The following is a 12,541-nucleotide window of genomic DNA, read 5'->3' as shown; positions in this document are numbered from 1 at the left end:
CGGAACGCCCCGGCTCAGCCGGTCACCGCGTGCAGCCCGGCGTCGGCACCCGCACCCGCACCCGCACCGGCACCGAGGCCCGTACGGTCGACGCCCGGCAGCAGGCCCTCCGGCCCGATCGCGCGGGCCACCCACTCGTCGTGGTAGACGGTGTCCAGGTAGCGCTCGCCGAGGTCCGGCGCGATGGTCACGGCCGTCACCCGCTCGCGCACGCCGCCCGCGCCGTCGCCGTGGTGCTCGTCCAGCCAGCGCAGCGCCCCGCCCACCGCCGTCCCGGTGGAGCCGCCGAACAGGAAGCCGCCGCGCATCAGTTCGCGGCAGGTGCGCACGGTGTCGCGCTCCTCGACGTGGACCGGGAGCTCCACCAGCGAGTCGTCCAGCAGCGGGGGGCGCACGCTGGTGCCCAGGCCGGGGATGTGTCGGGGGGCCGGCGGGGCACCGAAGGTGACCGAGCCGACGCTGTCCACCGGGACCACCCGGACGGACGGGCGGCGCTCCCGGAAGTACCGGGCGCAGCCCATCAGGGTGCCGGTGGTGCCGGCGCCGACGAACAGCACGGTGAGGTCCGGGAACTGGCGGGCGATGGCGGGCGCGGTGGTGCGGTAGTGGGCCATCCAGTTGCCCGGGCTGAGGTACTGGTTGAGCCAGACCCGCCGCTCGTCCTCGGCCAGCAGCGCCCGGACGTGCCGGATCCGCGCGCCGAGGAAGCCCTCGACCGGGTGCGGCTCGGTGATCACGTGCACCTCGGTGCCGTAGGACTCCATGGCCCGCCGGGTGGCCTCGTTGCAGCGGGAGTCGGTGACGCAGACGAACCCGTAGCCGCGCGCCGCGGCGAGCACGCTCAGCGCCACGCCCATGTTCCCGGAGGAGGACTCCACCAGCGTCGATCCGGGCCCCAGCAGGCCGGCCGCCTCGGCCCGGGCGACCATTTCCCGGGCCGCCTTCAGCTTGATCGACCCGGCGAAGTTGAATCCCTCCACTTTCAGGAAGAGGCGGTGCCCGAAGATCGGCTGCAGATTCACGAAGAGGTCGCTGACCTCGAATTCGTGCGACGCGGAAATGACCGGCACGGGGACTCCTGGCCTTCGGTGACGAATTAGCCTCGGCGGCCAGCCTCCCGCCGCTCGCTGACGAAGGGCTGACGCAGGGCTGACGGACTGCTGACGGGCCGCGCCGATCCGTTGTCCGCCCAGCTCGGCGGGGTGCGCCGGCAATCCGTCAGTTGCCGGTCAGTTGACCGTCAGCGGGATCGGAAAACGTTTGTTATTCCGTACGTGCACCGCACTTGAACCGCACTTGTGCGGGCCTTCCGTGAGGAGCCCGGTTTGAATCGGCCGTCCGCCATCAGTGAAGTCCTTCCGCTCTCGCCGCTGCAACAGGGACTGCTCTTTCTCTCGGAGTACGACCGCGCGGGCACGGACGTCTACACCGTTCAGCTGGTGCTCGACTTCGAGGCGCTGACCGGCGCCGAGGCCGCGTCGCTGCGCACCGCGGCGGGTGCGCTGCTGGAACGGCACCCGAACCTCAAGGCCTGCTTCCGGTCGCGCCGCAACGGCGAGGCGGTCCAGGTGGTGCCGACCGCGGTCGCGCTGCCCTGGCGGGAGGTCGCGGTGGCGGGCGCCGGGGCGGCGGCGGACGCCGGGTTCGAGCGGCTGGCCGAGGAGGACCGGCTGCGCCGCTTCGACCTGGCCCGCCCGCCGCTGCACCGGCTCACCCTGGCCCGGGCCGGGGACGGGCGGTGCCGGTTGCTGTGGACCGTCCACCACATCCTGCTGGACGGCTGGTCGATGGTCACCCTGCTCGGTGAGCTCGCCGAACTGGCCCGGGCGGGTGCGGGTGCGGGCGCCGCGTCGACCGTGCTGCCCCCGGCCGCCCGCTACCCCGCCCACCTCGCCTGGCTCGCCGCCCAGGACCGGGCCTCGGCCCGGACCGCCTGGGGTGCGGCACTGGCCGGGGTGACCGAGCCGACCCGGCTGGTGCCGCCCGGCCGCACCCGGGGCGAGGGCGCGGACGCGCTGCCGCGGACCGTCCCGCTGGACCTCGACCCGGCCGTGCCGGAGGCGCTGACCGGCTTCGCCCGGTCCCGCGGCCTGACCGTCAACGCGGTGGTGCAGGGCTGCTGGGCGCTGCTGCTGTCCCGGCTCACCGGCCAGGACACCGTGCTGTTCGGCGCGGTCAGCTCCGGCCGCCCGGCCGGGCTCGCGGACGTCGAGCGGATGGTCGGGCTGTTCGCCAACACCCTGCCGGTGCGGGTGGACGTCGATCCGGCGCGCACCCCGGCCGAGCTGTTCGCCGCCGTCCAGCACGCCCAGGCCGAGCTGCTGCCGCACGAGCACCTCACCCTCGCCGAGGTGCAGCAGCTCACCGCCGTGCGCGGCGAACTCTTCGACACCGCCCTGATGTTCCAGAACTACCCGATGGGCAGCCTGCGGCCGGACCCGGGCGACGGCCCCCGGCCGACCGGCGTCGACATCCGCTCGGCCACCGACTTCCCGCTCACCCTGACCGTCTTCCCCGGAACGCCCTTCGGCCTCGCCGTGAACCACCTGCCGACCCTGGTCGACGCCGCCGAGGCCGGGCGGATCGGGCGCTGCTTCGCCCGGCTGCTGGCCGCCGCGGTGGCCGCGCCCGACCGGCCCTGCGGCCGCCTGGACCTGCTGGACGAGGCCGAACGGGCCCTGGTCGTCGAGCGGCGCAACGCCACCGCGACCGCGCCGACCGTCCCCTGGCTCGCCCCGCTGCTGGCCGACACGGCCGCCCGCACCCCGGACGCGCCCGCCGTGCGGTGCGCCGGGCAGCGGCTGAGCTACCGCGAACTGCACGACCGCGCCGACGAGTTGGCGGAGCGCCTGACGGCCGCCGGGGCGGGACCGGAGCGGGTGGTGGCGATCGCCCTGGACCGCTCGGTGGACCTCGTGGTGGCCGCCCTGGCGGTGCTCAAGTCCGGGGCCGCCTACCTGCCGCTGGACCCGGACCACCCGGTGGAACGGCTGCACCACATGCTCGCCGACGCCGCCCCGGTGGTCACCCTCACCCACCGCCGGGTACGCGAACTGCTGCCGGACGAAGGCCCGTTGTGGGTCCTGGACGACCTGGACGACCTGGACGACCTGGACGACCCGGACGACCTGGACGACCCGGGCGACCCGGGTGACCCGGACGACCCGGGCGAGCCGGACGACCCGGACGAGCCGGACGGCCTTCCGTCACCGACGGCCGGGCGCGGCGTTGCGCGGGAGCCGGCCGGCGACCACCCCGCGTACGTCATCCACACCTCGGGCTCCACCGGCCGCCCCAAGGGCGTCGTGGTGCCGCACTCCGCGCTGGTCAACCTCGTCCTGGACATGGCCGGTCGGTTCGCCGTCACCCCGGCCGACCGGCTGCTCGCCGTCACCACCTTCGGCTTCGACATCGCCAACCTGGAGCTGTTCGTCCCACTCGCCACCGGCGCCGAACTCCTGCTCGCCGAGCGGGAGACCGTCCGCGACCCGGCCGCCCTCGCCGAGGCGGTCACCGGTCTGGGCGCCACCGTCCTCCAGGCCACCCCGAGCCTGTGGCAGTCGCTCGCCGCCGAGCACGCCCCGCGCCTGGCGGGGCTGCGCGCCCTGGTCGGCGGCGAGGCACTGCCCGAGCCGCTGGCCCGCACCCTGACCGCGCACTGCGCCTCGGTGACCAACGTCTACGGGCCGACCGAGACCACCGTGTGGTCCACCGCCGCCGCCCTGGCCGCGGACCGGTCCGGCCCGCCGCCGATCGGCACCCCGATCGCCAACACCCGCGCCTACGTGCTGGACGGCGCGCTGCGGCCCGTCCCGGACGGCACCTTCGGCGAGCTCTACCTGGCCGGGGCCGGCCTGGCCCGCGGCTACCTGGGCCGCCCCGGCCTGACCGCCGAGCGCTTCACCGCCGACCCGTACGGCCCGCCCGGCAGCCGGATGTACCGCACCGGCGACATCGTCCGCTGGGACGCGGCCGGCCGGGCGCTGGAGTACGGCGGGCGCGGCGACTTCCAGGTGAAGGTCCGCGGGCACCGGATCGAGCTGGGCGAGATCGAGTCGGTGCTGGCCGCGCAGCCCGGTGTGCGGCGGGCCGTCGTCACGGCCGGCACCGACCGGGCCGGGGACGTGCGGCTGGTCGCCCACGTGGTCCCGGCCGGGGTGGACGTCGACGCGCTGCGCGAGCGGGTGGCGGCGCTGCTGCCCGCGTCCATGCTCCCGGCCCGGTACGTCCCGCTGGACGAACTGCCGCTGACCGCCAACGGCAAGGTCGACCGCAAGGCCCTGCCCGCCCCGCCGGAGGAGCGCCCGGGCGGCGGGCGCCCGCCGGCGGGGGAGCGGGAGGAGCTGCTCTGCGCGGTGTTCGCCGAGGCTCTCGGGCTGGCGCGGGTCGGCGCGGACGACGACTTCTTCGCGCTCGGCGGGCACTCGCTGTCCGCGACCAGGGTGGTGAACCGGCTGCGGGCCGAGCTCGGCACGGACGTCCCGCTGCGGGCGCTGTTCGACGCCCGGACGGCGGAGGCCCTGGCCCGCGGGCTGGCCCGCCCGCCGGAGCCGGCGGCCCTCGGGGCGGCTGCGGCCGTCGGGGCGAGGCCTGCGGGACCGGTGCGGCCGGTGCTGGGGGCTGCCGAGCGGCCCGGCACCGTGCCGCTGTCCTTCGCCCAGGAGCGGCTCTGGTTCCTGGACCGGATGGACGGCCCGACCGGCGCGTACCACATCCCGTTGGCCGTCCGGCTGGGCGGCCCGCTGGACCGGGGTGCGCTGGCCGCCGCCGTCCGGGACGTGCTGGAGCGGCACGAGAGCCTGCGCACGGTCTTCGCGGAGGCGGACGGGCTGCCCTGGCAGCTGGTGTTGACCGCCGCCGAGGCCGAACACGCGGGCGGCGGACTGGAGTCGGTGGAGTCGGCCGTGGCCGGGCTGCCCGCCGCGCTGGCCGCCGAGGCCGCCCGCCCGTTCCGGCTCTCCGCCCAAGTACCGCTGCGGGCCAGGCTGTTCGTTCTCGGCCCGGAGGACCACGCGCTGCTGCTGACCGTGCACCACATCGCTGCCGACGGCTGGTCGCTCGGCCCGCTGGTGCGCGACCTGGCCACCGCCTACCGGGCCCGCTCCGGGGGCCGGGCGCCCGACTGGCCGCCGCTGCCGGTGCAGTACGCCGACCACACGCTCTGGCAGCGCGCCCTGCTCGGTGCCAAGGACGACCCGGACAGTCTGGCGTCCTCCGAACTGGCTTACTGGCGAGCCGAGTTGGCGGGCCTGCCGGAGGAGCTGGAGCTGCCTGCGGACTTCCCGCGCCCGGCCCGGGCCGGCCACCGCGGCGCCGAGGTCCGCGGTGGACTGCCCGCCCCGGCGCACGCCCGGCTCGCCGCAGTCGCCCGGGCCGGCGGTGCCAGCACCTTCATGGCCGTCCAGGCGGGCCTGGCCGCGCTGCTCACCCGGCTCGGCGCCGGCACCGACATCCCGCTCGGCAGCCCGGTGGCCGGGCGCTCCGAGGAGGCCGTCCGGGAGCTGGTCGGCTGCTTCGTCAACACCCTGGTGCTGCGCACCGACACCTCGGGCGACCCGGCCTTCCGGGAGCTGCTCGGGCGGGTCCGGGAGACCGACCTGACCGCCTTCGCGCACGCCGAACTGCCCTTCGAGCACCTGGTCGAGGAGCTCAACCCGGTCCGTTCGACGGGCCGCCAGCCGCTGTTCCAGGTGGTGCTGGCCTTCGAGAGCCTCCCGGCGGGAACCGGTGCGCTCGGCGTGCCCGGCGTGCCCGGCGTGCCCGGCGCGCTCGGGGGGCCGCTGCCGCCGATGCCCGGCCTGAGCGCCGAGGTGCTGCCGATCGACACCACCACCGCCAAGTTCGACCTGTCCTTCCAGGTCCGCGAACGCACCGCCGCGGACGGCTCCCCGGCCGGGCTGGACCTCCTGCTGGAGTACCGCGAGGACCTCTTCACCGCCGACACCGCCGCCCGGCTGCTCCGCTCGCTGGCCACCCTGCTCGCCTCCGCCGCCCGCACCCCGGACGCCCCGCTCAGCGCCCTGGAGCTGCTCACCGCCGAGGAGCGGCACGCCCTGCTCACCGCGTGGGACACCCCGCCGGCCTCGCCGGTGCTGCCGGGCGCCCGTACCCTGCCCGCGCTGCTGGAGCACGCCGCCGCCCGGCACCCGGACCGTCCGGCGCTGATCGCCCCCGACGCCGTCCCGGCCGGGCCGGGCACCCTGCGGCTGGACCACCGCGAGCTGAACGCCCGGGCCAACCGGCTCGCCCACCTGCTGCTGGCCCGCCGGACCGGCCCGGGCGACGTGGTCGCGCTCCTGCTGCCGCGCTCCCCGCAGCTGGTGGTCGCCCTGCTGGCGGTGCTCAAGACCGGCGCCGCCTACCTCCCGGTGGACCCGCAGTACCCGGCCGAGCGGATCGCCCACCTGCTCGGCGACGCGGCACCCACCCAGGTGCTGACCGTCGAGGGGGTGGAACCGCCCGCGGGCGCGGCCCTGCCCGAGGGCGTCACCCCGCTCCCGCTGGACGCCCCCGGCACGCTCGCCGACCTGGCCGCCCGCCCCGACACCGACCCCGGCGACGCCGACCGCACCCGTCCGCTGAGCCCGCAGGACACCGCGTACGTCATCTACACCTCGGGCTCCACCGGCCGCCCCAAGGGCGTCGCGGTGCCGCACGCCGGGGCGGTCAACCTGGTCGGCGCACTGCACCGGCTGCTCGGGCCCGGCCGCCGGGTGCTGCAGTTCGCCTCGTTCAGCTTCGACGCCACGGTGTGGGAGCTGGCCGCCTCGCTGTGCACCGGCGGCACCCTGGTGCTCGCCACCGACGAGAGCCGGCTCGCCGGGGAGCAGCTGGCCGCCCTGCTGGCCGAGCACGCGGTCGACCACGCGATCCTGCCGCCCACCGTCGCGGCCGGCCTGCCTGAGGACGCACCGCTGCCCGCCGGCCTGCTGCTCGCGGTCGGCGGCGAGGCCTGCCCGCCCGCCCTGGTCGACCGGCTCGCCGGGCGGCTCGACCTGCGCAACGCCTACGGCCCGACCGAGGCCTCGGTCTGCGCCACCTGGAGCGAGCGGCTGCGCCCCGGCGACGCCCGCCCGCCGATCGGCCGCCCGCTCGGCGGCCACCGGGCGTACGTGCTGGACGCGGCGCTGACCCCGTCGCCGGTCGGCGTCACCGGTGAGCTGTACCTCGCCGGGGCCGGCCTCGCCCGGGGCTACCGGGGGCGCCCCGGCCTGACCGCCGAACGCTTCGTCGCGGACCCGTACGGCCCGCCCGGCAGCCGGATGTACCGCACCGGGGACCTGGTCCGGCGCCGGGCGGACGGCGCCCTGGAGCACGTCGGCCGGGCGGACCACCAGGTCAAGCTGCGCGGCTTCCGGATCGAGCTCGGCGAGATCGAGGCCGCGCTGGCCCGGCACCCGGTGGTGGTGCAGGCCGCGGTGCGGGTCCGGCCCACCCGGACCGGGGCGCCGCGGCTGGTCGGCTACGTGGTGCCGCTGCCCGGGGTGGCCGCTGTGGACGGGCCGGTGCTGCGGGCCTTCCTCGGTGAGTCGCTGCCCGCGCACATGGTCCCGTCCGCCCTGGTGACGCTGCCCGCGCTGCCGTTGACCGCCAACGGCAAGCTGGACGTCGGCGCCCTGCCCGAGCCGGGGGCGGAGCCGGACCCCGCGCCCTCGGGACGGCCGCCGGGCACGCCCGCCGAGGAGGTCCTGGCGGCCGTCTTCGGGGAACTGCTCGGACTCGATCGGGTCGACGCGGACGGGGACTTCTTCGCGCTCGGCGGCGACAGCCTGCGCTCGGTGCAGGTCGTCGGCCGGGCGGCGAAGGCCGGGCTGACCCTCTCCTTGGCCGACGTGTTCACCCACCGGACGGTGGCGGCCCTGGCGGCCGTCGCCCGGCCCGCCGCGGCTCCCGGGCCGGGCGTTACCGGTGCTGGTGCTGGTGCTGGTGCTGGTGCTGGTGCTGGTGCCGGTGTCGGTGTCGGGACGGGGATCGAGATCGGGACGGGTGTCGAGATCGGGACCGGGGGCGGGCCGCTCCCGGCGGCACTGCTGGAGCCGGTGCTGGCGATCCGGCCCGGCGGCAGCGCCGAGCCGTTGTTCTGCGTGCACGGCGGGGTCGGCTTCGGCCTGCCGTACGCCGCACTGGCCGCGCACCTGGACCCGGAGCGGCCGGTGCACGCGCTGCAGTCCGACGGCATCGCGGCGCCGGCCGGGCAGTGGCGGAAGCCGGTCGGCGTACGGGAGTTGGCCACCGCGTACCTGGCCCGGATCCGGGCGGTGCAGCCGCACGGCCCGTACCACCTGCTGGGCTGGTCCTTCGGCGGGCTGGTCGCGCACGAGCTGGCCGTCCAACTCCGGGCGGCGGGGGAGCCGGTGGCCTTCCTGGCGGCGCTGGACGTGCGGCCGGTGCACCCGGGCGACCCGGACCCGACCGACGAGGAGATCCGCGCCGCCTTCCTGGCCCACCACGCGGCCGGTGGCGGCGTCGACGGGGCGGAGCTGGCCCGGCTGATGGTCGTGATGCGCCACCACACCGACATCGCCCGGGAGTTCACCCCCGGGTGGTTCGACGGCCCGCTGCTGCTGTTCGTCGCCACGGGCGCCGACGGGACCGACGGGGCTGTACGGGCCGAGTGCGACGACGCCGCCGACCGCTGGCGGCCGCACCTCGGCGGCCCGGTCACGGTGCACCGGGTGCCGTGCGGCCACGAGGAGATGCTGCACGCGGAGGCGGCCGGGCGGATCGGCGGGATCACCGATGCCGCCCTGCGCCGCCTCCGCTGACGCCCGTGACCCCGGGGTGAGCTGCCCTCACCCCGGGGTCACAGCGACGGGTCCTGCATCAGGATCGCCTGGTACAGGTGGTGGAGCCGGCGGCTCGGTTTGAGCCCCAGCTCCTCGTCCAGCCACTTGCGGGTGCGGTGGAAGATGTCGACGGCCTCCGACTGGCGGCCGCAGCGGTACAGCGCGATCATCAACTGCTCGCTGAACCGCTCCCGTTCGGGGTACTGGGCGAGCAGCTGCTTGAGTTCGGCGACCACCGCACCCGCCTCACCCGCCTGCAGCTGCGCCGCGATCAGGTCCTCGCGGGCGGTCTTGCGCTGCTCGTCCAGCCGCAGGGCGACGGCTCTGCACCACGGCCCGTCGCTGGTGTCGAGCAGGGCCGGTCCGCGCCACATCGCGAGCGCCGACCGGAGGGTGTCCATCGCTTCGTACGGCCGGTGTTCGACCAGCCCCGCGCCCTTCTCCGCCGTCCGCAGGAAGCGGTACGCGTCGACCGCCTCCTCCGGGACCGTCAGCAGGTAGCCGTTGTCGACGGTCCGGATGAGTTCCCGGTCCGGTCTTTCCAGGCCGAGTTCGGCCAAGGACTTCCGCATGCGCTTGACGTTGGCCTGCAGGGCGTTGCGCGCGTTCTTCAACGGCGCCTCGCCCCACAGTTCGTCGATCAGTTCGTCGAAGGCGACCACCTGACCGGCGTTCAGAGCGAGCATGGTGAGCATGACGCGGTTCTTCTTCGCCCGTAAGCCCACGGTGCGCGGACCGTCGCCGATCAGCAGTGGGCCCAGTATGGAGATGTGCACCAAATTCCCCGTCCCTAGCGGTGAACTCCAGCCACAAGCTTGTCCGTTGTGCCCTCCTGGCGCCACCGTCGGAAGCGGTCGGCTTGTTTGAAGGGGACTGAAAAGGGGGAAAGCCCGGGTATCATTCGCGCCGGTCAAGTATCGGACACCGGTGGCTCATCCGGCCATGTACCTTCGTACATGAGTTGGTGGACCTGGGCCACCAGGCCTGCCTGGAGCCGGGACTCCACACCCAACTTGGCCAGGACGCTCGCGACATGGGCCTTCACCGTGCGCTCGGTGACGTGCAGCCGGTCGGCGATCCCGCGGTTGGAGTGGCCCGCCCCGATCAGGTCGAAGACCTGCCGCTCCCGGCCCGAGAGCGTGCCCACCCGGGCGAGTTCGTGGCGCCAGCGCGCCGAGGCGAGGCCGCCGTCACCGTGCATGCCCCACCACCGACAACCGCCCCCGCTTCCGTGGCGCGTCCCACCGCGGGAGCGTCGTCCTCCCGTCGGGGAGGCGATCCGCGCACCCGCGAACGCGTTTGCGATTCAACAACTCCCGTAACAAACCACCGCTGGCAGTGCGGCGTCAAACCCCTTGCAGGGCTTGATCGGTGGCGCCGTACACGCACCAAGGCGGCCGGGAGTGACGGCTGTTGCCGAAGTGTCGCGCGCGCCGCCGGAGGTGTTACGGGAGCGTCGTGCGGGCCGCCGCCGCGGCGGTCGCGGCGGCGACGACCGAGGGCATCCGCGGTGCCCTGGCGACCGACTGGCGGGCCAGTCGGGAGGGCCACCAGGTCTTCCAGCCGAGCAGGGTGACCACCGCCGGCAGCACCACGATCCGGATCACCGTCGCGTCCAGCAGCACCGCGCAGGCCATCCCCACGCCCATCTGCTTCATCTCGATGTAGTTCAGCGAGGCCAGCAGGGCGAACACGCAGACCATCACCACCGCCGCGCTGGTGACCACCCCGGCGGTGCGGGTGATGCCCTGCTCGACCGCCTCCCGCAGCGAGAGCCCGCCGCGGGCCGCCTCCCGGATCCGGCTGACCACGAAGACGTGGTAGTCCATGGACAGCCCGAGCAGGATCACGAACAGCATCAGCGGCATCCAGGCCACCACCCGGCCGGTGGACTCGAAGTGCAGCAGGCCCTCGGCCCAGGTGTGCTGGAAGATCAGCGCGAGCGCGCCGAAGGAGGCCGCCGTGGAGAGCAGGTTGAGCGCCACGGTGATCAGCGCGAGGACGACCGAGCGGAAGGCGAGCGCCATCACCAGGAAGGTCAGCGCCAGCGCCACCCCGAGCACCCAGGGCATCTTGTCCATGACGTTCGCCCGGTAGTCCACGTCGTACGCCACGTCGCTGCCGCCGACCGCGAACTGGGCGCCCGCCACCGCGCCGAGGGTCTGCGGGGCGAGGTCCCCGCGCAGCCGGGCCAGTGAGGCGCGGGCCTGGGCCGAGCCGCTGTCGAACCGGGTGCCGATCGCCACCGTGGCCACCGTGCCGTCCGCCGAGGTCCGCACCACCGGTGCCGGGTCGTGGACGAAGAGCCCGTCCTTGAGCGTGCGGCGCACCAACTCGTGCACGGCGGCGCTGAGTTCGGGGGCGTGACCGGGCGGGACCCGGGCCGCCACGGTGTGGGTGTCGGACTGGCTCGGGAAGGAGAGGGTGAGCCGCTCGTAGGACTGCATGGCCGGCATCGACCGGGGCAGGTCGTCGATCCCGGTGGCCTTGAGCTTGAGCCCGAGCGCGGGCAGGGCCAGCACCAGCAGCGCCGCCACCGAGGCCACCAGGGCGATCACCGGGTGGCGCAGTGCGGGCTTGAGCATGGTCGACCACAGCCGGGGCTTGACCCCGCCCTTCCGGGTGAGCCGCCACACCAGCGGCACCCGGGGCGCGTCCAGGTAGCGGCCGAACCGGGACAGCATGGCCGGCAGCACGGTCAGCGAGGAGATGATGGCGATCGAGACCACGATCACCGCACCGGTGGCCATCGACTCGAAGGCGATGTGCCCGGCGAAGTACAGCGCGGCCATCGAGACCAGCACCACCACGCCGGAGACCAGCACCGAGTGCCCGGAGGTGGCCGCCGCGATCTCGATCGCGTCGGTGTTGTCGGCCCCCAGGGCCCGTTCCTCGCGCTGGCGCTTGAGGTAGAACAGCGAGTAGTCGACGCCGATCGCCATGCCCATCAGGACGATGAACTGGGTCACCGGCCCCGGGTCGGGGATCACCTGCGAGGCGACGCCCCACAGCCCGAGCCCGGCGAGCACCGAGGACAGCCCGAGCACCACCGGGACGCTCGCCGCGACGATCGCGCCGAAGACGAAGACCATCACCAGCAGGGTGACCGGCAGGCTGAGCACGGTCGCCTTGCCGAGATCCCTGCTCAGCATGTCGTTCAGCCCGGCCTTGATCGAACCGGCGCCGACCAGCTCCATCCGCACGTCGCCGTGCCCCGGCCGGGCCCCGGCGACGGCGTCCAGCAGCGGCTGCACCCGGTCGGCCGCGGTCTCCGGATCCCCGGCGAGGGTGACCGGCACGAGCAGGGCGGAGCCGTCCGGGGAGGGCAGCGGCCGGCCGATCGAGGCGATCCCGGTGAGGCCGCGCAGGCCCCGGGTGGCGTCGTCCACGGCCGCCTGGGCCCGGACCGGGTCGAGCCGGCCACCGCCCCAGGAGCTGACCAGGAGGTTCTCCACGGCGCGCTCCTGGAGGCCGCCGGTGCGGGCGATCGCGGCGGCCCGCCCGGACTCGCCGATCGAGAGGTCGGAGTTGGTGGCCTGCCGGGTGCCGGTGAGGCCGCCGACCACCAGCGCGCCGACCACGAACGCCACCCAGAGCGCGATCGCCCACCACGGGTGGACCGCGCTCCACCGGGCCGCCCTGGTGATCACGTTCCTGCCTTCCACGATCACGTTCCCCTCCTCCTCGGCGGAGTCGACCGGCCCGGTACGGGGCGGGCCGGGGGCCCGGCCGCGCGGTGCGGTGCGTCCCACCGA

General features: G+C 75.3%; 5 protein-coding genes. 1 reads left to right on the top strand and 4 read right to left on the bottom strand.

The annotated features are described in order from the left end of the window. Positions 1-14: 14 nt before the first annotated feature. Positions 15-1,070, bottom strand: coding sequence for a 2,3-diaminopropionate biosynthesis protein SbnA (sbnA, locus tag ACFC1T_RS13350; protein ID WP_375887530.1), 1,056 nt, complete (start codon positions 1,068-1,070; stop codon positions 15-17). Between the two features lie 255 nt (positions 1,071-1,325). Between sbnA and ACFC1T_RS13345 the strand changes: the two genes are divergently transcribed. After that, positions 1,326-8,765 carry an amino acid adenylation domain-containing protein gene (locus ACFC1T_RS13345; protein ID WP_375887528.1) on the top strand — a complete coding sequence of 2,480 codons (7,440 nt, stop codon included), beginning with the start codon at positions 1,326-1,328 and terminating at the stop codon, positions 8,763-8,765. A 38-nt stretch (positions 8,766-8,803) separates the two neighbouring features. Here the strand turns inward: ACFC1T_RS13345 and ACFC1T_RS13340 are convergent, their stop codons facing one another. From ACFC1T_RS13340 to ACFC1T_RS13330, 3 genes are all read right to left on the bottom strand, one after another. Next, complete coding sequence (locus ACFC1T_RS13340) at positions 8,804-9,562, bottom strand: BTAD domain-containing putative transcriptional regulator (RefSeq protein ID WP_375887525.1); 759 nt, start codon at positions 9,560-9,562, stop codon at positions 8,804-8,806. A gap of 134 nt (positions 9,563-9,696) precedes the next feature. Next, a complete protein-coding gene (locus tag ACFC1T_RS13335) occupies positions 9,697-9,987 on the bottom strand; it encodes a helix-turn-helix transcriptional regulator (RefSeq protein ID WP_375887523.1) in 291 nt (96 codons plus the stop codon). Between the two features lie 244 nt (positions 9,988-10,231). Further along, complete coding sequence (locus tag ACFC1T_RS13330; RefSeq protein WP_375887521.1) at positions 10,232-12,538, bottom strand: MMPL family transporter; 2,307 nt, start codon at positions 12,536-12,538, stop codon at positions 10,232-10,234. Between the last annotated feature and the right edge of the window lie 3 nt (positions 12,539-12,541).

Source organism: Kitasatospora sp. NPDC056076 (genome assembly GCF_042266305.1).
Taxonomy (GTDB): Bacteria; Actinomycetota; Actinomycetes; order Streptomycetales; family Streptomycetaceae; genus Kitasatospora.
This window is presented reverse-complemented; position numbering and strand designations above follow the sequence as displayed.